At 71.7% G+C, this 19,979-nt stretch carries 17 protein-coding genes; 9 read left to right on the plus strand and 8 right to left on the minus strand.

Annotation, left to right across the window (positions count from 1 at the left end; translation table 11 throughout):
- Nucleotides 1-34: 34 nt before the first annotated feature.
- Nucleotides 35-1,948: a replicative DNA helicase gene (gene dnaB / locus ASG88_RS13470; RefSeq protein WP_268791112.1), complete on the minus strand. Its 1,914-nt coding sequence runs from the start codon at nt 1,946-1,948 to the stop codon at nt 35-37.
- Nucleotides 1,949-2,485: 537 nt separating this feature from the next.
- Here dnaB and ASG88_RS13475 point away from each other — a divergent pair.
- The 3 genes from ASG88_RS13475 to ASG88_RS13485 are packed head-to-tail and all read left to right on the plus strand — an operon-like array spanning nt 2,486 to nt 5,595.
- Nucleotides 2,486-3,853 carry an MATE family efflux transporter gene (locus tag ASG88_RS13475; protein ID WP_056887961.1) on the plus strand — a complete coding sequence of 456 codons (1,368 nt, stop codon included), beginning with the start codon at nt 2,486-2,488 and terminating at the stop codon, nt 3,851-3,853.
- Nucleotides 3,850-4,401, plus strand: a complete 552-nt coding sequence (locus ASG88_RS13480; protein WP_056887962.1) for a hypothetical protein — start codon at nt 3,850-3,852, stop codon at nt 4,399-4,401. Before ASG88_RS13475 ends, ASG88_RS13480 begins: the two co-directional genes overlap by 4 nt.
- A 51-nt stretch (nt 4,402-4,452) precedes the next feature.
- Nucleotides 4,453-5,595, plus strand: a complete 1,143-nt coding sequence (locus tag ASG88_RS13485) for a hypothetical protein (RefSeq protein ID WP_157559730.1) — start codon at nt 4,453-4,455, stop codon at nt 5,593-5,595.
- A 77-nt stretch (nt 5,596-5,672) separates the two neighbouring features.
- On the opposite strand, the gene rplI is transcribed toward ASG88_RS13485, so the two are convergent.
- The 4 genes from rplI to rpsF form a co-directional block, all read right to left on the minus strand.
- A complete protein-coding gene (gene rplI / locus ASG88_RS13490) occupies nt 5,673-6,119 on the minus strand; it encodes a 50S ribosomal protein L9 (protein ID WP_056887964.1) in 447 nt (148 codons plus the stop codon).
- 17 nt (nt 6,120-6,136) lie between these two features.
- Complete coding sequence (gene rpsR, locus ASG88_RS13495) at nt 6,137-6,373, minus strand: 30S ribosomal protein S18 (RefSeq protein WP_017933521.1); 237 nt, start codon at nt 6,371-6,373, stop codon at nt 6,137-6,139.
- 183 nt (nt 6,374-6,556) lie between these two features.
- Nucleotides 6,557-7,198, minus strand: a complete 642-nt coding sequence (locus ASG88_RS13500; RefSeq protein ID WP_056887965.1) for a single-stranded DNA-binding protein — start codon at nt 7,196-7,198, stop codon at nt 6,557-6,559.
- A gap of 87 nt (nt 7,199-7,285) precedes the next feature.
- The gene (rpsF, locus tag ASG88_RS13505; protein WP_056887966.1) at nt 7,286-7,576 is read right to left on the minus strand and encodes a 30S ribosomal protein S6; all 291 of its coding nucleotides are present in this window, start codon (nt 7,574-7,576) and stop codon (nt 7,286-7,288) included.
- A 183-nt stretch (nt 7,577-7,759) separates the two neighbouring features.
- Between rpsF and ASG88_RS13510 the strand changes: the two genes are divergently transcribed.
- The 5 genes from ASG88_RS13510 to ASG88_RS13530 all read left to right on the plus strand — a co-directional run bounded on the left by ASG88_RS13510 (nt 7,760) and on the right by ASG88_RS13530 (nt 13,199).
- Complete coding sequence (locus ASG88_RS13510) at nt 7,760-8,743, plus strand: serine/threonine-protein kinase (protein WP_235534847.1); 984 nt, start codon at nt 7,760-7,762, stop codon at nt 8,741-8,743.
- 142 nt (nt 8,744-8,885) lie between these two features.
- Complete coding sequence (locus tag ASG88_RS13515; RefSeq protein WP_056887968.1) at nt 8,886-9,683, plus strand: deoxyribonuclease IV; 798 nt, start codon at nt 8,886-8,888, stop codon at nt 9,681-9,683.
- On the plus strand, nt 9,680-10,783 hold the full coding sequence (gene galK / locus ASG88_RS13520; protein ID WP_056887969.1) for a galactokinase: 1,104 nt from the start codon (nt 9,680-9,682) through the stop codon (nt 10,781-10,783). Before ASG88_RS13515 ends, galK begins: the two co-directional genes overlap by 4 nt.
- Before the next feature lie 155 nt (nt 10,784-10,938).
- The gene (locus ASG88_RS13525) at nt 10,939-12,120 is read left to right on the plus strand and encodes a lipid II:glycine glycyltransferase FemX (protein WP_056887970.1); all 1,182 of its coding nucleotides are present in this window, start codon (nt 10,939-10,941) and stop codon (nt 12,118-12,120) included.
- The gene (locus ASG88_RS13530; RefSeq protein ID WP_056887971.1) at nt 12,117-13,199 is read left to right on the plus strand and encodes an alanine racemase; all 1,083 of its coding nucleotides are present in this window, start codon (nt 12,117-12,119) and stop codon (nt 13,197-13,199) included. The genes ASG88_RS13525 and ASG88_RS13530 overlap by 4 nt, the downstream gene beginning before the upstream one ends.
- On the opposite strand, the gene ASG88_RS13535 is transcribed toward ASG88_RS13530, so the two are convergent.
- The 3 genes from ASG88_RS13535 to ASG88_RS13545 form a co-directional block, all read right to left on the minus strand.
- Entirely contained in the window at nt 13,110-14,537 is a 1,428-nt protein-coding gene (locus ASG88_RS13535) for a glycosyltransferase 87 family protein (protein ID WP_056887972.1), read from the minus strand. The two genes, ASG88_RS13530 and ASG88_RS13535, sit on opposite strands and share 90 nt — an antisense overlap.
- Nucleotides 14,538-14,565: 28 nt before the next feature.
- Nucleotides 14,566-16,908 (minus strand): transglycosylase domain-containing protein, encoded by a 2,343-nt coding sequence (locus tag ASG88_RS13540; protein WP_082600426.1) that lies wholly within the window; start codon nt 16,906-16,908, stop codon nt 14,566-14,568.
- Between the two features lie 571 nt (nt 16,909-17,479).
- A complete protein-coding gene (locus ASG88_RS13545) occupies nt 17,480-17,845 on the minus strand; it encodes an MscL family protein (RefSeq protein WP_056887973.1) in 366 nt (121 codons plus the stop codon).
- Nucleotides 17,846-18,725: 880 nt separating this feature from the next.
- Here ASG88_RS13545 and ASG88_RS13550 point away from each other — a divergent pair.
- Nucleotides 18,726-19,901: a tyrosine-type recombinase/integrase gene (locus tag ASG88_RS13550; protein WP_056887974.1), complete on the plus strand. Its 1,176-nt coding sequence runs from the start codon at nt 18,726-18,728 to the stop codon at nt 19,899-19,901.
- Nucleotides 19,902-19,979: the final 78 nt, after the last annotated feature.

Below are 19,979 nucleotides of genomic sequence, written 5' to 3' on the forward strand. Positions count from 1 at the left end.
TTCGCTGCACCTCGACCGCAGCGGCTCTCAACAGTCAGTGCGCCATGTCGACGAACCGCGAGTAGTGACCCTGGAAGGCCACCGTCAGGTCGCGGGTGGGACCGTTGCGGTGCTTGGCCACGATGAGGTCGGCCTCGCCGGGGCGGGTCGACTCCTTCTCGTAGACGTCGTCGCGGTGGAGCAGGATCACCATGTCGGCGTCCTGCTCGAGCGACCCGGACTCACGCAGGTCGCTCATCATCGGGCGCTTGTCGCCGCGCTGCTCGGGACCACGGTTGAGCTGGGAGAGCGCGATGATCGGCAGCTCGAGCTCCTTGGCGAGGAGCTTGATCTGCCGGGAGAACTCCGAGACCTCCAACTGGCGGGACTCGACCTTCTTGCCCGAGCTCATCAGCTGCATGTAGTCGATGACGATGAGCTTGAGGTCGTGGCGCTGCTTGAGTCGTCGCGCCTTGGCCCGGATCTCCATCATCGTCATGTTGGGCGAGTCGTCGATGAACATCGGCGCCCCCGAGACCTGACCCATCTTGCGGGCCAGCGCGTCCCAGTCCTGGTCGCCCATCTGGCCGTTGCGGATGTGGTTGAGCGGCACCTTCGCCTCGGCGGAGAGGAGTCGCATCATGATCTCGGAGCGCGTCATCTCGAGGCTGAAGAAGCAGCTGGTGAGGTTGTTGTGGATCGACGCCGCGCGGCAGAAGTCGAGGGCGAGGGTGGAGTTGTGCGTCGGGATCATCGACTCGCCGGCTAGGTAGAGGTGGTCCTCGTTGTCCACCTGCACACACCTGACCGGAACCGACGCGATCGCGCTCACCGACTCCACCTTGACGGCGGACCCGTCGGGCATGGCGATGGTGTGGAGGTCATCGATGCTGGCGGCGAGCTGGATGGTCGTGCGCACTGCGCAGGCAGTTCGATGAGCCTGATCCGTCGACACGCGTGACTCGAGCCCGGTCAGGGCGGAACTGCCGTCGCCGTGCTCCGACCCCGCCAAGGTCTCGGTGAGCCACTGGTGCTCGGCGTCCGCCACGATCGACGAGCCGTCGGAGAAGCGGACCTCGTAGCAGGGCCTGTCCTCCATGACCTCGGTCGCCGCGACGACACGAGTTGGCCGACCCTGGGCGTCGTACAGGAGGTCCCCGACTGCGACCTCGCCCATCGTCGTCCAGCCGTCCGGAGTCGCGAGAGGCGTGTCGAGGGCGAGCGCCTTGCCCATGGCGGGTCGCGCCGCGACGATGATCATCTGACCGGAGTGGAGACCGTTGGTCAGGTCGTCGAGGTCGGCGAAGCCGGTGGGCACGCCGTACAGCCCGGCCTCGCGGTTGCCGATCGCCTCGATCTCGTCGAGGACGGGATTCATGATGTCCGACAGCGGCGCGTAGTCCTCGGCCGAACGGCGGTCGGTGATCTTGTAGACCTCGGCCTGCGCCTGGTCGACCACGTCGTCGACGGCCCCCTCGCCGGCGTAGCCGATCTGCACGATCTTGGTGCCGGCCTCGACCAGGCGGCGCAGGATCGCCTTCTCCCGGACGATCTCGGCGTAGTAGGCCGCGTTGGCCGCGATCGGCACGTTGGCCGAGAGGGTGTGGAGGTAGGGCGCGCCACCGATGTTGGAGAGCTCACCGCGCCGCTGGAGCTCGGCGGCCACCGTGATCGGGTCGGCCGGCTCGCTGCGGCCGTAGAGGTCGATGATCGCGTCGTGGATCTTCTCGTGCGCGGGACGGTAGAAGTCGACCCCGCGGAGCGTCTCGGTGACGTTGGCGATCTCGTCCTTGGAGATGAGCATCGACCCGAGCACGGACTGCTCGGCCGCGTTGTCCTGGGGCGGGGTGCGGTCGCCGGGCTGACGGGGCGCGTTGCCGGGCTCGTAGGCAGCCGGCCCGTCACCCCAGTCGTACTCGGGGTCGCGGGGTCCACTGTCGTGCCCCAGGTCCTGGCCCGCGATGCTCACCGGTCCCACTCCTCATTCCTGGCCGCTCTGCGCCCGTGGCCACTGCCGGATCCGACCCCGCTGTCCCGCCGGGGCCGACCCTAGGGTCGACCACCGACACCCGTTCGACACCGGTCCCGGCGACCGGTCCGGTGCCGGATCGGTCGTGGTGCGTCGTCCGGTTGCCCGGGTCCCGCACCGCGCGACGGTACGACGCCCGCGACCCGCCCGGCCACTCCACGACGCCGAGTTATCCACAGGCGCTGGGGATAACCGGCGTGGGCCCGTGGACGACACGCACGATGTTGTGCACCAGCTGGGGACGAGCCTGTGGATACTGGTCGATCTTGACTACACCGCAGGCGCCTGACCTGCACAAACGTGTTGCGACGCCTGTGGACGTGAAGTTCTTTACCGAACCGGCCGTCCACCTTCTCGACATGTGGGAGTCGCCGGTCGGTTTGTCGACATGCAGCACGTCGTCGCCATTTCCCACAGGTCCGACCGGGTTGTACACAGGTAGTCACTTAGGGCCATCCGAACTTTCACTTGCGTCACATGTCATGGTCACCATCCCCATCTGGTCGTTACGCTCCGGGGGTGAACACGACCGACCGCGAGATCCTCAGGCTGGCCGTCCCCGCCTTCCTGGCCCTGGTCGCCGAGCCCCTCTTCCTGCTCACCGACGCGGCGGTCGTCGGGCACCTCGGCACGGCGCCGCTCGCGGGCCTCGGGATCGCCGGGGTCATCCTCCAGACCATCGTCGGCCTGTGCGTCTTCCTCGCCTACGGCACCACCGCCAGCGTCGCGCGCCACCTCGGCGCCGGTGACCTGCGCGGAGCCCTTGCCCAGGGCATCGACGGGTGCTGGCTCGCCGTGCTCATCGGCGGGGCGGCGACCGCGGCCGGGTTCGTCCTGGCCGAGCCGCTGGTCGGGCTGTTCGGTGCGGGCGACGCGGTGAGCGATCAGGCCACGACGTACCTCCGCATCGCGATCTGGGGCACCACCCCGCTGCTGCTCATGCTCGCCACGACCGGCGTGCTCCGCGGACTGCAGGACACCCGCACCCCGCTGTGGGTCGCCGTCGGCGGCAACGTCGCCAACATCGTCCTCAACGTCACGCTCGTGTACGGCCTCGACCTGGGCATCGCCGGCTCCGCGATCGGCTCGGTCCTCGCCCAGGTCGGCAGCGCCGCCGTGCTCGTCGCGGTCGTGGTGCGCGCCGCACGCCGCGAGGGGGCGCCGCTGTCCCCCGACCTCCCCGGGATCCGGGCCGCCGCCCACGCCGGCACCCCGCTGGTGATGCGCACGCTCACCCTGCGCGCGTGCCTGCTCGTCGGCACGTACGCCGTCACCTTCGCCGGGACCGACCCCGAGACCGACCTGGCCACCCACCAGATCGCCATCACGCTGTGGACCTTCCTCGCCTTCACCCTCGATGCGCTGGCCATCGCCGCCCAGGCCATCACCGGCCGCGCCCTCGGCGCCGGCGACGTGGAGGGCACCCGGCGCCTCACCCGGCGGCTGGTCCGCTGGGGCTGGGGTGGCGGCATCGTGACCGGGCTGCTGCTCGCACTGTGCGCACCCTGGATCGGCGCGCTCTTCTCCCCCGACCCCGAGGTCCAGCGGCTCCTGGTCCCGGTGCTGCTCGTCGCCGCCCTCGGCCAGCCGGTCGCGGGAGTGGTCTTCGTGCTCGACGGCGTGCTCATCGGCGCCGGCGACGGCCGCTACCTCGCGTGGGGCGGGCTGCTGGTGCTGGCCGCCTACGCCCCCGCCGCGCTGCTCGCCGCCGCCGGCCCGGGTGGGCTGGTGCCGGTCTGGCTGGCCATGGTCGTCGTCTTCATGGGCTCGAGGTACGTCGTCCTCACCCGCCGCGCCCGCGGCGACGCGTGGTTGGTGACCGGGGCGCTAGCCTCGCGCGCATGAAGCCCCTCCAGTCCGTCGCGATGGGGTTGCTGATCGTGGCGCTGACCGCACGCTTCCAGGGGTACGACGCCCTCCCGGACTTCGTCGGCTGGGTCCTGGTGGTCCTGGGCGCCCGCCGCCTCGGGCTCTCCGACCTCCTTGCCGGACTGGTCGGCGCGGCCCTCGCCGTGTCGCTCGTGGTCTGGTGGCCCCCGGTCCAGGACGCGCTCGGTGACCTGCATCCCTCGCTCTGGTGGGCCGCGACCCTGCCGCAGCTGGCGGCCTGCGCCCTGCTCTGCCACGAGCTCGCGGTCCGGTCCGCGGCGGCCGCGGACCGGCAGGCTTCCGCGTGGCTGCGGACGGCGACGGTCCTCGTCGGGGTCTCCGCCATGGCGCCCGTCCTCGCGTTCTCCGCCGACTCGTCCGACGACGTCCTGGCCGCCGTCTACGCCGCGGCCGCCGGCGTCGTCCTGCTGGTCATCGTGCTCCTCTTCTCCTACGCCGCCCGGCCCTGGGCCGCGACCGGCGACGAGGCCGACGCCGTCGCCACGCGCACCGGCGGCTCGTAACCTGTCCCGCCCGCTGCCGTTGTGCCAGTGATCACCGACCTCGGAGCCGACATGACACCCACCCGCCGGGCCGCCGCCCTGGCCGTCAGCGCGCTGGCCGCCGTCCTCCTCCCCGTCGGCCTCGCGACCCCGTCGTACGCCGCCCCGGGCTGTCTCTCCGAACCTCCGACCGGCCTCCTGCAGGCTCCGTGCGACGACGAGGTCCCGCCCGAGACCACCCTGACCGGGGTGTCGACGGTCCCCACCGCGGCCGGCTGGGTGGCGACCTCGACGATGACCTTCACCTTCTCCGGCGCGCACACCGACGCGGACGCCGACGCGATCGGCCTCGAGTGCCGACTGACCGGACCGGCCCGGGCCCACGACTGGACGACGTGCACCAGCCCGCGCACGTACTCCGGCCTGGTCGACTCCGGCCAGCCGTACTCCTTCGCGGTCCGAGCCGTCGACCCCGCCGACCAGCGCTACACCTACAACGACCTCGCGACGCTCCCCGGCGACGACGAGCCCGGCGAGGACCTCGACGCCAGCCCGGCCGGTCTCTCCTGGGGCCAGGACACCGCGGCCCCGGTCGCCTTCGTCACCCCCGATGCGTACGACGCGCAGTCGCCGCAGCGACCCGTCGTACCGTCGCGGCGGTTGCCGATCCGGCTCAACAGCAATGAGCGCGACGCCCGTTTCGAGTGCCTCCTCGACGGCCGGACCACGTCGTGCACCCCGGGCCCGTGGGTGCTGACCGGGGTCGCGTCGGGCGACCACACGTTCACCGCACGCGCCGTCGACCGGGCCGGGACCCCGAGCGCGTGGTCGGAGCCCTTCGGCTTCTCCGTCCCCGCCGACCCGAGACGTCGCGCCGGCTGGAAGAAGCAGAAGGCATCGGCCGCCTTCGACGGCTCCGTCCTGGTGAGCCGCACGCAGGGCGCCCGGCTGGTGCTGAAGACCCGGAAGGTCGGCGAGCTGCGCCTCTACGCGCCCACCGCGCCGTCCTACGGCACGGTCCGCATCCGCGTCGGCTCCACCGGCTGGCAAACCGTGGACCTCGGCCGCGCCCGGTCCGACCGGCGCGAGATCGTGGTGATCGACCAGTTCTCCGGCACGCGGCGGGGCACGGTCGTCATCGAGGTGCTGAGCCGGGGCAGAACGGTCAAGGTCGACGCCGTGCTGGCCCGGACCAACGTCCGACGGGGCGACTGAGCGGCGGACTCACTGCGAAATGCAGCGCGGCCCGCCCCCCGGAGGGAGCGGGCCGCGCCGGCAGTGCTGTGTGTGCGTCAGGCGGGGATCACGTTGAGGGCGACCGTGGCCGACACCTCGTCGTGCAGCTTGACCGACACCTCGTGGGCGCCGAGCGCCTTGATGGGCTGGTCGACCACGATGGTGCGGCGGTCGACGGGCTCGCCGGACACCTCGGTGATCGCCTGGGCGATCTCCGCGGTGGTGACGGCGCCGAAGAGGCGGCCGCCGGCGCCGGAGCGGACCTTGACCGCGACCTGGGTGGCCTCGATCTTGGTCTTGATCTCCTTGGCGTGGTCGGCGTCGCGCGCGGCGCGAGCCGTGCGGGCCGTCTTGATCGACTCGACGGTCTTCTCGCCGCCGCGGGTCCAGCGGATGCCGAGGCCACGGGGCACGAGGTAGTTGCGGCCGTAGCCGTCCTTGACCTCGACCACGTCGCCGGGAGCGCCGAGTCCGTCGACCTCCTGGGTCAGGATGAGCTTCATGTGTTCTCTTCCCTTCCTCAGCGACCGGTGGACGTGTAGGGCAGCAGGGCGACCTCGCGGGCGTTCTTGACCGCGATGGCCACGTCACGCTGGTGCTGGACGCAGTTGCCGGTCACGCGACGCGCACGGATCTTGCCGCGGTCGGAGATGAACTTGCGGAGCAGGGTGGTGTCCTTGTAGTCGACACCGGTCGCCTTCTCCTTGCAGAACTGGCAAACCTTCTTCTTGGGCTTGCGAATCACTGCCTTGGCCATTGTGGTGCTTCCTTTCTAGAAGCCCGGACCAGGTTGGTTACTGGCCCGGAATGGTGGAGGTGTATTCGGACTGGTTGGTGCTGTGTGATCTCGACAGGCCCGGTCACGGCTTCGCAGGCTCAGCCGTGCGGGCTACTCGATCTGGCGGGAATGCGCTGCCTCGCTCGCTCGGCAGCGACCCACTCAGAAGGGGGGCTCTTCGGAGCCGCCCACGCCGGGAGCGCCCCACGGGTCGTTGGCCGGCTGGCCACCGCCCTGGCCGCCCTGGCTGGAGCCGCCGCCGTAGCCGCCGCCGCCCTGCTGGCCGCCGAAGCCGCCACCGGACTGCGCGGGCTGTCCGCCGCCGAAGCCGCCGGTCTGACCGCCACCCTGGGGGGCGGGCGTGGCCCACGGGTCGTCGCCGCCGGACGCGTTGCCGCCACCGCCACCACCGAAACCGCCGCCCCCGCCGGAGCCGGAGCGGGTGGTCTTGGAGATCTTGGCCGTCGCGTACTTGAGCGACGGACCGACCTCCTCGACCTCAATCTCGAAGACGGTGCGCTTCTCACCCTCGCGGGTCTCGTACTGACGCGACTTGAGACGCCCCTGCACGACGACACGCATGCCGCGCTGGAGGGACTCGGCAACGTTCTCCGCGGCCTGGCGCCAGACCGAGCAGGAGAGGAACAGCGCGTCGCCGTCCTTCCACTCGTTGCTCTGGCGGTCGAAGGTGCGCGGCGTCGACGCGATCCGGAAGTTGGCCACGGCCGCACCCGAGGGGGTGAAGCGCAGCTCCGGATCGTCGACGAGGTTGCCGACGACGGTGATGACGGTCTCGCCTGCCATGTCAGGACTCCCTAATGATCACGATGTGAGGTCGGGGGCCATCGTTGCGGAGGCCACCGACATCGGAAAGGTTTTCCACAAACACGCTCAGAGCGTGGGGCGGAGGACCTTGGTGCGCAGGATCGACTCGTTCAGCGTGAGCTGGCGGTCGAACTCCTTGACGGTCGCAGGCTCGGCCTGCAGCGAGATGATCGCGTAGATGCCCTCGGCGTTCTTCTTGATCTCGTAGGCCAGGCGACGCCGGCCCCACACGTCGACCTTGTCGACGGATCCGCCGTCCTTGCGGATGACGTTGAGGTACTTGTCGAGGGACGGCTCGATGGTGCGCTCCTCGAGACTGGGGTCGAGGATCACCAACACTTCGTAGGCACGCGTCATGCGTGTCTACCTCCTTCGGACTCATGCGGCCACGGACGATCCGTGGCAGGAGGATGTGCCCCCAGCGGATAGGGAGCGACAGGAAAGGCTAACAGCGCCCGGCCACCCCCGTGGAATCCGTGCGGGACCGGGCCTGTGGATGACCGGCGGCACCGATCGGCGTACGTCGCTAGCGTCGTCGTCGTGCGTCCCCCAGCCCACGCAGCGCCCCGGCAGGCGCCGCCCCGGACGGCCCTCCCGCCGGTCGCCGGCCGCTACGTCCTGCTCGACCAGGTCGGCGCCGGCGGGATGGGCTCGGTGTGGCGGGCGCGGGACACCCGCACCGGTGCGCTGGTCGCCGTCAAGGTCCTCGGACAGCACTCCGCCGGCCTGCTCGCCCGCTTCGTGCGCGAGCAGGCGGTCCGGGTGCGGCACCCGCACGTCGTCGCCCCCACGGGCTGGGCCGCCGAGGACGACCTCGTCCTGCTCGCCATGGACCTCGTGCCCGGTGGCTCGGTCCAGCAGCTGCTCGACGAGCACGGCCCGCTGCCGGTGGGGTACGCCGCGCGGCTGGTCGAGCAGCTCCTCATGGCGCTCGCCGCCGTCCACGCGGCCGGCCTGGTGCACCGCGACGTCAAGCCCGCCAACCTGCTCCTCGCCCCGACCGACTCGACCGGCACCACCGACGCGACAGGCGCCGGCGGCGCCACCACCCCGCACCTGCGGCTCGGCGACTTCGGGGTGGCCGCCCCCATCGCCGACCGGCGGTTCACCACCGTCCCGGGGGCCATCGGCACCGACGGCTACATGGCGCCCGAGCAGGCGCGGGGTGCGCCGCCCGACCCGTGCCAGGACCTGTACTCCGTCGGCCGCGTCGGCCTCCAGCTCCTCACCGGCCTGCCGCCGTCGCGCCAGGGCGAGATCGGGTCCAGCCGGCTGCGCCCGCTCCTCGAGCGACTCCTCGTGGTCGACCCCGAGCAGCGGCTGGCGTCCGCCGAGGCCGCCCTGCGCCTGCTCCGTCGCCTCGACATCCCCGCCGAGCCGGGACCGGTCGTCACCGACCGGCTGCCCCCGCTGCCACCCGAGCGGCGGACACCCACCGTCGACTGGCCGGCCTGGGCGGGTGTCGCCGCCTGCCTCGGGGTCCTCGTTGCGTGCGCGCTCGTGGTGGCCGGGGTCCTCCCCTGAGGACTGCGCACTGTGTCGGCGAGTCCGACACCGGGTGGCGGTTGCAACGGTCACACGGTGACGGAGTCCCCGCCCAGGCGGGGAGCCTCCCGCAGCCCGGCGCCCCTGCCCGGTGTCCCCGGTCCGCACTAGCCTGACGCCCATGAGCATCCCCATCGGCGCGCACGTGGACCAGACCGACCCGATCGCCGAGGCGCAGGCCAGGCAGGCGCCGCTGGTCCAGTTCTTCCTCGGCGACCCGCAGGGCTACAAGGGCCCCGAGGTGCAGTACGCCGGGGGCGCGCAGGCGCTGCGCGAGGCCGCCGGGGAGGCGGGGGTCGACCTCTACGTCCACGCGCCGTACATCGTCAACGTCGCCACCACCAACAACCGGATCCGCATCCCGAGCCGCAAGCTGCTCCAGCAGCACGTCGACGCCGCGGCCGAGATCGGCGCCAAGGGGCTGATCGTGCACGGCGGGCACGTCAACAAGACCGACGACCCGAGCATCGGGTTCGACAACTGGCGCAAGGCCGTCGAGGCGACCGACCTCAAGCTGCCGCTGCTCATCGAGAACACCGCCGGCGGGGACAACGCGATGACCCGCTACCTCGACCGCATCGCCGGGGTGTGGGACGCCATCAGTGGCACCGAGCAGGCCGACATGGTCGGCTTCTGCCTCGACACCTGTCACGCTCATGCCGGCGGCAACCCGCTCGAGACCGTGGTCGCGGACGTCCTGGCCATCACCGGGCGGATCGACCTGGTGCACTGCAACGACAGCCGCGACGCCTTCGACTCCGGCGCCGACCGGCACGCCAACCTCGGGGCCGGCCACATCGACGCCGACCTGCTGGCCGCGGTGATCCGCGACGCCGGCGCCCCGGTCTGCCTCGAGACCCCGGGCGGCGCCGCCGAGCACACCGCCGACGCGGCCTGGCTGCGGGAGCGGGTCGCATGAGCGGGCAGGACACCGCCGGCGGCACCTGGTCGGCCCCCGGCCGGGTCAACCTCATCGGCGACCACACCGACTACAACGCAGGCTTCGCGCTGCCGTTCGCGCTGCCCCAGCGCACCACCGTCACCGCGCGGCGCCGCACGGACGGGCGGGTCACCGCGACGTCCGGCGACCTCGAGCCCGGCGACTTCCCGACGACCACGCAGCCGGGCGACGTGACCGGCTGGGCGGCGTACGTCGCGGGCATCGCCTGGGTCCTCGGGGAGCACCTTGGGGCACCCGTCCCCGGGGCCGACCTGCAGATCGTCAGCGAGGTCCCGGTGGGCTCGGGGCTCTCCTCCTCCCACTCCCTCGAGTGCGCGGTGGCGCTGGCGCTGCTGGGCCTCGCCGGGGCGGACGTCCCGCGCGAGGAGCTGGCCCTGCTCGTCCAGCGCGCCGAGAACGACTACGTCGGGGCGCCCACCGGGATGCTCGACCAGACCGCGATCCTGCGCTCGCAGGACGGTCACCTCTCCTTCTTCGACGCCCGCGACCTCACCGTCGAGCCGGTGCCCTGCGACCTCGACGCCGCGCGGCTGACCCTGCTCGTCATCGACCCGCACGCGCCCCACCAGCTGGTCGACGGCGGTTACGCCTCGCGTCGCGAGGCCTGCGAGCGGGCCGCCCGCGAGCTGGGCGTCGCGACCCTGCGCGAGGTCGAGGACGTCGACGCCGCCCTGGCCTCGCTCTCCGACGAGGAGACCCGGCGCCGGGCGCGGCACGTGCTCACCGAGAACCAGCGGGTCCTCGACTGCGTCGCCCTGGCCCGCCGCGGCGACCTCGCCGGGATCGGCCCGCTCATGACCGCCTCCCACGCCTCGATGCGCGACGACTTCGCCAACTCGGTGCCGGTCGTCGACCGCACCGTCGAGGCGGCCCTCGCCGGCGGCGCCCTCGGCGCGCGGATGACCGGCGGCGGCTTCGGCGGCGCCGTCGTCGCGCTGGTGCCCCGCGACGCCGTGCACGAGGTGCGTGCGGCCGTCGCCGCGGCCGCCGCCGACGCCGGCCTGGAGCCTCCCGTCGTCCTCGACGTGAGGCCGTCGCGGGGAGCCGGCCGGGACTGATCCGGAGGCACTTTCGACGACGAAAGGTAAAAAGTCGGCGGAACCGCGCAACCAAACCACCACCTGCCGCGTCTAGGTGGGTGAGCAGGGATCGGACAAGTACGGGGGTCTTGTCTGGTCCCTGCCACCATTTCCGCCCCTGTAGCCTCACCCGGGTGACGACGCCGACCCCCCTGACCGTTCGGGCCATCACGACCGCCGAGCACGCCGCGTACGTCGCCGCCCAGCCCAGCGCGAGCTTCCTGCAGACCCCCGGCTGGGCCCAGGTCAAGCCGGAGTGGCGCGCGGAGTCGCTGGGCTGGTTTCGAGACGCCTCGTCCCTCGGCTCCTCAACCCAGGGGTTCGCCGGCGAGGAGCTGGTCGGCGCCGCACTGGTGCTCTACCGCCAGCTCCCCCGCCTCAAGCGCTACCTCGCCTACCTCCCCGAGGGACCGGTCATCGACTGGACCACCGAGGACCTCGACTCCTGGCTCGCGCCGATGACCCGCCACCTGTCCCGACAGGGCGCCTTCGGCGTCCGGATGGGCCCACCCGTGGTCACCCGGCGCTGGAGCGCCGCGCAGGTCAAGGAGGGCATCGCCAACGAGTCCGTGCACCGGCTGACGGACGTGCCGCCGCTCGAGCGCAACCAGACCGGCGCCTGCGTCGTGTCCCAGCTCCACGAGCTCGGCTGGCGTCCCCAGGCCGTCGAGGGCGGCTTCGCGGCCGGCCAGCCGCAGTACAACTTCGTCATCCCGCTCGTCCACGACGACGGCACCCCGCGTACGGAGGACGAGGTCCTCGCGGGGATGAACCAGCTGTGGCGGCGCAACATCAAGAAGGCCGCCAAGCAGGGCGTCGTCGTCGAGCGCGGCACCCGCGCGGACCTCAAGGCCTTCCACGACCTCTACGTCCACACCGCCGAGCGCGACCACTTCACCCCGCGCGGCCTGCGCTACTTCGAGACGATGTACGACGCCCTGTCGGCCGAGGCGGACGGGCGCATCACGCTGTGGACCGCCCGCCACGAGGGTGACCTCGTCGCCAGCACGATCGCGATCCGCGTCGGCACCCACTCCTGGTACTCCTACGGCGCCAGCTCCACCGAGAAGCGCGACGTCCGGGGCTCCAACGCCGTCCAGTGGGCGATGATCAGTGACGCCCTGGCCGCCGGCGCGGCCGTCTACGACCTGCGCGGCATCACCGACACCCTGGACGCCGACGACTCCCACGTGGGCCTCATCCAGTTCAAGGTCGGCACCGGCGGCGAGGCCGTGGAGTACGTCGGCGAGTGGGACCTCCCGCTCAACCGGCCTCTCTACAAGGCCTTCGACCTCTACATGGGGCGTCGCGGATGACGCTGCGACTCACCGTGGACGGCGAGCGCTGGCGCCGGCACCTGCTCGCCACCGCGACCGCCCACCCCGGCATCGTCCCGGTCTGCAAGGGCAACGGCTACGGCTTCACCATCGGCCGGCTGGCCCGCCGCGTGCAGTGGCTGCACGAGCACGCGGAGCAGACCGGCACCCCGGTCGACATGCTGGCGGTCGGCACCTACCGCGAGCTCGCCGAGGCGGCCACCCGCTACGACGGCGACCTGTTGGTGCTGACCCCGTGGCGCCCGGTCGGGGGTGCCGTCGAGGTGCCCGAGGCCCACGGCCACCGCGTGGTGCACACGATCAGCCGGCTCGAGGACCTGCGCGACCTCACCGACCGCGACCCGCGCGCCCGCTTCGTGCTCGAGCAGCTCACCTCCATGCGTCGCCACGGCATGACCCGCCGCGAGCTCGTGGAGGCCGGCCACCTGCTGGCCGAGCGGCGCCTGCCGGGGCTCCAGGGCATGGCCCTGCACCTGCCCCTCAACACCTCCTCGCACCTCGGCGAGGTCACCCGGCTCATCAACGACATGGTCGCGGCCGGCATCGGCACCCGCACGGTCTTCGTCAGCCACCTGACCCGCGACGAGCTGACCACGCTCCGCGCGACGTACCCCGACTTCACCATCCGCCCGCGCATCGGCACCGACCTCTGGCTCGGCGACCGCGGCGCACTGCAGGTGAGCTCCACCGTCCTCGACGCGCACCCGATCGAGCGCGGCGAGGCCTTCGGCTACCGCGGCCGGTCCATGCCGAAGAGCGGCCACCTGCTGGTCGTCAGCGGCGGTACGGCGCACGGCATCGGGCTCGAGGCTCCCACCGGCGATCAGTCCATCCGCGCCCGCGCCGCGACCCTGGCCCGCGGGGGCATGGACGCGGTCGGCTTCGTGCGCTCGCCGTTCTCCATCGACGGCAAGCAGCGGCTCTTCGCCGAGCCCCCGCACATGCAGGCCTCGATGCTCTTCGTGCCGTCAGGCGCGCGCGTGCCCGCCGTCGGCGAGGACATCGACGTCCGGGTGCGCTTCACGGCGACCGACTTCGACAGCGTCGTCGTCACCTGAGCCGGCGGTCCGGGCCCGCAGCAGCACGGCCGTGACCACCCACGCCAGGCCGAGCAGCCGGGCCACCACGCCCCACCAGTAGGCCCGCGCGTCCCCACCGCCGGCCGGGGCGAGGAGCCCGCCGAGGTACCACCCGAGCATCGCGAAGTGCAGCACCTCGCCCGCCTGCCACACCAGCAGGTCGCGCCAGCGCGCCACGCCGAGCGCGGCCAGCGGCAGCAGGACCAGGGCGTACGACGGGGCGGACGCCGGGCTCACGACCAACGTCCCGGCGACGGCCAGGGTGCCGAGCGCCGCGAGCGGGAGGCGGGTCCGCATCCCCACCGCGGCGACCACGCCGAGCCAGGCCGCGACCAGCACGGCGGAGGCGGTGAGCACCGTGGCGCGGGAGAGGTCGGTGTTGCCGGCCTGCTCGACCAGCAGCCACACCGAGCCGACGTCGGCGCCGTGCAGGTAGCCCTGCCACGACGTGCGCCACGCCGACGACGACGAGAGGTACGCCGGCGCGTTGGCGACCACCCAGGTCCCGAGGGCCACGGCGGCCATCTGCCACGCCTCGCGGCCGCGCCTCTCGCGCAGGGCGACCACGACCAGCGGCACCAGCAGCACGGCGACCAGCGGTGAGGTGGCCGCCCCCAGCCCCAGCGCGGCACCGGCCACCCCCGGCCGGCGCCGGGCCCAGCCCCACAGCACACCCGCGACGGCGGTCGCCGCCAGCAGGTCCCAGGTGACCGGCCAGAGGAGCACCAGCACGGGCGCGGCCGCGAACGCCGCCGCGTCCCACGGGCGGCGCCGGCGCACACCGACGAGGAGCCCGGCGGCCAGCAGCCCGGCGGCCGCCAGCCACAGCGCCGTGACGGCGGTGAAGACCCGCGCCTCGCGGTGCACGTCGTCGTCGACCGCGACGTCCGCGACCGCCTCGCCGCGCCGGTCGTCGAGGTCGGGCGACCCGGAGACCACGTGGGTGACCCGGGCCGCGGCCCACGCGACGTACGCGGGGACCGGCGGGTGCCAGCCCGCGGCGTACCGCTCCCGCACGGCCGGGTCGTCGGTGAACGGCCAGGCGAGCTCGGCGTGGCCGCGCTCGACGTACGCCTGGGAGACGTCGGACCAGCAGAGCGCGGCGTACCGGCCGGTGCCGCCCTCGCCGGCCACGTCGAGGCACGGCGCCTTGGCGACCATGCCCAGCGACAGGGAGAGCGTCGCGAGGAGCAGGACCACCCGCAGCGGGGTCCACCAGGGGTGCCGGCCCGCGTGGTCGCCCAGCGGGCCGCCGACCACCTCGCTCAGCGAGCGGACGAGGGCGTCGTCGCGGCTCGGGTGGACCCGGTCCTTCATCGCGGGTCCCCGACCCGCGGGTCCGGAGTCACGGACGCCAGGTGGCCACGCGTCGCCTCGTCGGCGAGGCGTACGTCGTCCGCCGGGGCGCCGCCGTCGGGGTCACCGTCGGCGCACTCGGGGGCGGAGCCGTCTCGGTCGGCGCCGGCGTGGTCGGGACGGGCGCGGTGGGAACGGGCGTGGTCGGGACCGGCGTGGTGGGCACCGGGGTCGGCGGCACCGTCTCGGTGGGCGTCTCCGTCGGGGTCTCCGTCGGGGACGGCTCCTCGGTCTCGATCGTCGGGGTCCGGCTCGGACGCCTGGTCGGCTGGGGCTGCGGCGGCGCGGTCGTGGTGGTCTCCGGCGGGACGAACGGCGTCTCGTAGCCCTCGGGGGTGTCGCCGTCGACGAACACCGGCTCCGGGAACTCCTCGACCTCCATGCCCTCCATCACCGTCTGCATGATCGAGGTCCACGTCTTGGCGGGGTAGTTGCCGCCGAAGTAGCCGAGCTTGCCGTCGGAGCTGGTCGGCAGCCACCCGTCGAGGGCCTCGCGACCCTTGCCGCGCACGTACATCACCGCGGTCGACATCTGCGGGGTGTAGCCGACGAACCACGACGAGGACACCTCGCCGTCGTCGTTGGTGGCGGTGCCGGTCTTGCCGGCGGCGGGGCGGGCCAGCGCCAGCGCCTCGGTGCCGGACCCGCTCTGCACGACCTGCTGCAGGGCGTAGCTGACGTCGGCGGAGATGTCCTCGTCGACCGTCCGCTCGATCTCGGGCTCGGCGGAGTAGACCGTCTCGCCGTTGCGGTCGACTACCTTCTCCACGACGTGCACGTCGGCGCGCTCGCCGCCGCTCGCGAGCGTGGCGTAGGCGTTGGCCATGTTGATCGGGCTCACCTGGGCGGTGCCCAGGGTGACGCCGACGTTCTCCTGGATGTCGATGGAGCGGTTGGGGATGCCCCACCGGCCCGGCTTGTTGCCGGGGACGCCCATGTCCTCGAGGGCCTGGATGACCTTGGCCGGGCCGTCGGGCATGGCGTCGACCATGTCGACGAAGGCGGTGTTGATGGAGTTCTCCGTGGCGTCCAGCATCGACACGGCGGAGCCGTAGTCGGTGTCGCCCTGGTTCTCGAACTCGGTGCCCGCGATGTCGATCGGGCTGTTGCCCTCGAAGGTGTCGTTGAGCGAGAAGCCCTCGCGGATCGCGGCGACGTCGGTGGCCGCCTTGAACGTCGAGCCGGCCATGCCGCCCGCGACCGCCCAGTTGATCTGGGAGTCGAGGTAGTCCTGGCCGCCGTAGAAGCCGCGCAGGGCTCCGGTGCCGACCTCGACGGTGGCGGCGCCGACGTGCAGCTGCTTGTCGTAGCCGGCGGGCCGCTGCTCGTCGACCCCCTGCTCGACGGCCTCCATGGCCTCGGGGGTGAAGGTGGTGGTGATCCGCAGGCCGCCGCCGTCGATCTGCTCCTCGGTGAATTCACCGGTGGCGAGCAGCTCGTCCTTGACCAGCGAGAGCATGTGGCCGCGCTGCCCGCCGTACTGGCTCTGCGCCGCGATCTCGGGGAACTTCGGCAGCCGCTTGACGGCCTTCTCGGCCTGCTCGGCGGTGATCGCCTCGGTGTCGACCATCGCCTCGAGCACGTAGGTGTAGCGCTCCTTGAGGGCCTCGCGCGCCTCCTTGCCACCGTCGGGGTCGTAGCGCGACGGGTTGTTGAGGACGGTGGCGAGCACCGCGCTCTCGCGCAGGTTGAGCTGGGCGGCGTCCTTGTCGAAGAACGCCTGCGCCGCCGCCTGCACGCCGTACGCGCCGCGACCGAAGTAGATGGTGTTGAGGTAGCCCTCGAGGATCTCTTCCTTGCTCAGCTCGTTCTGGATCTTGAGCGAGACGACGGCTTCCTTGATCTTGCGCTGGTAGCTCTGCTCGCTGGTGAGGTAGAGGATCTTGACGTACTGCTGGGTGATCGTCGACGCGCCCTGGCGGTCGTTGCCGCGGGCGTTGGAGAACGCGGCGCGCAGGATGCCCTTGGGGTCGATGCCCTGGTCCGTCCAGAAGGTCTGGTTCTCCGCGGCGACGACCGCGTCCTGCATCTGCTGCGGCATCTCGGAGAGCGGGATGGAGACGCGGTTCTGATCGTCGTAGAAGGTGCCGAGCTCCTGCTTGCCGCCGCTGTAGTAGACGAACGTCGTCTGGGCCTTGAAGGCCTCGTTGGGCGCCGGGATCGCGATCGCCCGGTAGAGGACGAAGGACGCCAGCGACCCGAGCAGGACGAGGACGAGTCCGACCACCAGCAGCTTCTTGAGGATGCCGCGGACCCGCTGGCCCGTCGTCTTCTTCGGCTTGGTGGGTCGGCGCTTGACCGCCGGACCGTCTGCTCTGCGCTTCGCACTCACGGCGGCAAGGGTACGGCCAGAGCGGTGGCAGGCCCCTGTCGTCGCGTACGCAGGGGTATCGCACGCCACAGACACGCAGGATGGCGCCGAACGGATATATCGCTACGGTATGTCCGCGTTCGGCCCCGGAGCACACCTCCGGGGCCGTTCGCGCAGGTCAGGCGAGTGCGGTCGGTCGGAGGGTCGGCGGGTGGGGGCTCCATCCACGCTCGGATCCACGCTGAGGGCCCGGCAGGCAGCCGCCCGGTGGGGGTCAGGGGTGGGACTCGTAGCCGCACGAGCCGCACGTATAGGCCACCTCCGGTGACGTCTCGTGGAGCAGCATCGGGAGGATCACCGGGCGCATCGTGGTTCGGCACTCGGGACACGGCTTCGGCTGCGGCGGCTTCGACGGGGAGGTCATGCCCGGCACCGTACTAGCGGCGCGGGTTGGCTTTCCCCTCTGCTTGCGGGTCGATTTCCGGTTCCCTCGCAGACCGCTTTCACCCTGCCCACCCGCATCTGGTCAAACACAGAACGTTGCGGATGCGCGATGCGCCCTGTTCGGGCACTTGTGCCGACCGGCTGCCACCTAAACGTGGCCGCCACGGGTGCGGAGCAGGTCGCGAATCTCTTCAAGCAGGGCCACATCAGCCGGGGTGCCCTCTTCCTCGGACGGGAAGTACCGTTCCTTGGCCTTGGTATAGGGCAAGACGATGAGGAAGTAGACGACCGCTGACAAAATGACGAAGGACACGAGGGCAGTCAAGAACGCTCCTACCGACACGCCCCCAGGCGAGTAGTTCGAGAAGTCGGGGGTCCCGCCAACCTTGCCTAGAAGGTCCATGATCATTCCTACCGTGGCTGTCACCACCGCGGCGAAAGCGATGGCCATGATAAAAGCGACCGCTAGTTCGACGAGGTTCCCTCGGAGGAGAAAGTTCTTGAAGCCGGTCATTGTCGGTTCCTTGCGTCGTGCCCCGATTCGAGGCGAGCGGGTGGGGTTTGGGGAGTTTCGAGCACAATAACGATGCACGCGTCGATCGATTTCGTGCCTGTTTTAGAAGTTGTGAGGCCGCGACATGTTGGTCGCGAACCTAAGCGTCGTCCCGTCTCAGTGCTCCGCTGTCGAACGCAACGAGCGAGATGTCCATCCGCAGCAGGTGCGCATGTTGCGGGCATAGCGGAAGGACGAAGGTGTGCCGTCGCTCGCAGTCCGGCGCGCGGACTGATGGACCTACTTCGAAGGTGGCCTGACCCACGACGATGGCTTCGTGTAGACACTCGCCAGCAGCGCAATACAGACGCTCAGGTTCGTAGGCCGACGCACCGGCCTCACCCCGCGGATTATCAGGATTCATCAGATTCGCCTCCCACGAGCATGTTCCAAGTGTGGCCTCATACGGTTAGGAGAGGCCGTGCAGCCACACCCTTGCTCGCATGATGCTAAAGGGCGGTCTAGCGAGCCAGTAGGGCGTTTCGACTGATTCTCACGTGACGGAAGTCCCTCCCGCGCGGGGGCGGCGGAGGTGGCGGGGCAGCCTGTCGGCGCACTTGCCGCAGAGGGCGCCCACAGCGGTGGCACGGAGGTGCTTGGCCGGGACGAGTTTCTGGCAGCGGTCGCAGCGGCTCCCGGGCTTGCGGTCGGTCACGGGAGGTCCCACTTCCACGTGAGGTGGACGAACCTCGGATAGCAGGGCGGCCACGGTCCAAACAGGCCGCCGGGCTGGAACGGGGGTGCTGGCCGCCGGTGTCGGCGCTGGCGAGCACGATGCCGACGAGTAGACGTCCGGGGCCTGTCCGGGTCCCGGCACACACCCTGAGGGAAGGAACGCACGATGAGCAGCAGACGGAAGGTGGAGCCGGGGATCTACCGGCGCACCACGAGCACGGGCCGGGTGGTGTACGACGCGCAGGTCACGCTCCCCCGGGAGGATGGGCAGGCGCACGCCCGGCAGGTGTCCAAGTCGTGCCGTACGGTTGCGGAGGCGCGGAAGTGGCGGCGCACGACACAGGCCGCCGCTCTCGACACGGGCACGTACGTCAAGCCGCGCCGGGACCTGACGGTCGACAGGTTCCTCGACGAGTGGCTGGCCGGGCGGCGGGACCTGAAACCGTCGTCGGTGGCGACGGTCGCGAACAACCTGCGGCCCGCGCGGGCGGCGTTCGGGTCGCGGACGTTGCAGTCGATCACGCCCGGGGACGTCGACCGGATGCTGACGGCGATGGCGACGACGGGCAGCAGCCGTCGACCGGGCGGGCTGTCTCCGCAGACGTGCAACATGGCCCGGGCCACGCTCAAAGCGGCGTTCGCGGTCGCGGTGAAGCGCGGGCTGGTGTCGCGGAATCCGGCGGCCGACGTCGAGGCGTTCACGGTCCCCACGGCCGACCCCGGCGACTACGTGTGGACCGGCGAGCACGTCGCGGCGTTCCGTGCGTCCGTGGCCGACGACCCGTGGTTCGGCGGGTGGGTCCTGTCCGCGCTCGGGATGCGGCTCGGGGAGGTCACGGCGCTCCGGTGGGACGACGTCGCGTTCGCGGACGACGGGACCGGGCTCGTGACGGTGTCCCGGAACCGTGTCGCTGTCGGTGCGGTCATCCACGAGGGCACCACGAAGAACGGGAAGTCGCGGACCCTGCCCATCGGTCCGGCGGTGGTGGCGGCGCTCCGGGCGACGAGTGCCCGGCAGTCGGAGGCGAAGTTGGCGGCAGGCGAGGCGTACGTCGCGTCGGGGTACGTCCTCACGGACGCGGCCGGGGGTCCGGTGCGTCCCGGCGCCTACCAACGTGCGTTCGGGGCTCACGTCCGGGCGGCTGGTCTGCCCCCGTCGACCCTCCACCAATTCCGGCACTCCGCTGTCGGGGTGATGCTCGCGGCGGGCGTCGCCCCGGAGTTGGTCGCGATGTGGCTCGGGCACGACCCGCGCCAGACGCTCGGGACGTACTGGCGGCCCCGGACGGACGAGGTCGCGGCAGCGGGGGCGGCGTTGAGCGCGGTGGTCATGGGCTCGTAAGCATCCACGTTTCCATCCACGTTCCCATCCACGAACAACGCATGACAGGCACCATCCCGGCACCCGGCAGCCCGCGCC

It is taken from the genome of Nocardioides sp. Soil777 (assembly GCF_001428425.1).
Lineage (GTDB): Bacteria > Actinomycetota > Actinomycetes > Propionibacteriales > Nocardioidaceae > Nocardioides > Nocardioides terrigena.

What these genes read in the sequence shown, in the direction of transcription:
- ASG88_RS13550 (WP_056887974.1), top strand. Translation starts at nt 18,726, where the DNA reads ATGAGCAGCAGACGGAAGGTGGAGCCGGGGATCTACCGGCGCACCACG.
- galK (WP_056887969.1), top strand. Translation starts at nt 9,680, where the DNA reads ATGAGCGGGCAGGACACCGCCGGCGGCACCTGGTCGGCCCCCGGCCGG.
- rpsR (WP_017933521.1), bottom strand. Translation starts at nt 6,373, where the DNA reads ATGGCCAAGGCAGTGATTCGCAAGCCCAAGAAGAAGGTTTGCCAGTTC.
- ASG88_RS13535 (WP_056887972.1), bottom strand. Translation starts at nt 14,537, where the DNA reads ATGAAGGACCGGGTCCACCCGAGCCGCGACGACGCCCTCGTCCGCTCG.
- ASG88_RS13530 (WP_056887971.1), top strand. Translation starts at nt 12,117, where the DNA reads ATGACGCTGCGACTCACCGTGGACGGCGAGCGCTGGCGCCGGCACCTG.
- ASG88_RS13485 (WP_157559730.1), top strand. Translation starts at nt 4,453, where the DNA reads ATGACACCCACCCGCCGGGCCGCCGCCCTGGCCGTCAGCGCGCTGGCC.
- ASG88_RS13545 (WP_056887973.1), bottom strand. Translation starts at nt 17,845, where the DNA reads ATGACCGGCTTCAAGAACTTTCTCCTCCGAGGGAACCTCGTCGAACTA.
- ASG88_RS13480 (WP_056887962.1), top strand. Translation starts at nt 3,850, where the DNA reads ATGAAGCCCCTCCAGTCCGTCGCGATGGGGTTGCTGATCGTGGCGCTG.
- rplI (WP_056887964.1), bottom strand. Translation starts at nt 6,119, where the DNA reads ATGAAGCTCATCCTGACCCAGGAGGTCGACGGACTCGGCGCTCCCGGC.
- ASG88_RS13500 (WP_056887965.1), bottom strand. Translation starts at nt 7,198, where the DNA reads ATGGCAGGCGAGACCGTCATCACCGTCGTCGGCAACCTCGTCGACGAT.
- ASG88_RS13515 (WP_056887968.1), top strand. Translation starts at nt 8,886, where the DNA reads ATGAGCATCCCCATCGGCGCGCACGTGGACCAGACCGACCCGATCGCC.
- rpsF (WP_056887966.1), bottom strand. Translation starts at nt 7,576, where the DNA reads ATGACGCGTGCCTACGAAGTGTTGGTGATCCTCGACCCCAGTCTCGAG.
- ASG88_RS13475 (WP_056887961.1), top strand. Translation starts at nt 2,486, where the DNA reads ATGTCATGGTCACCATCCCCATCTGGTCGTTACGCTCCGGGGGTGAAC.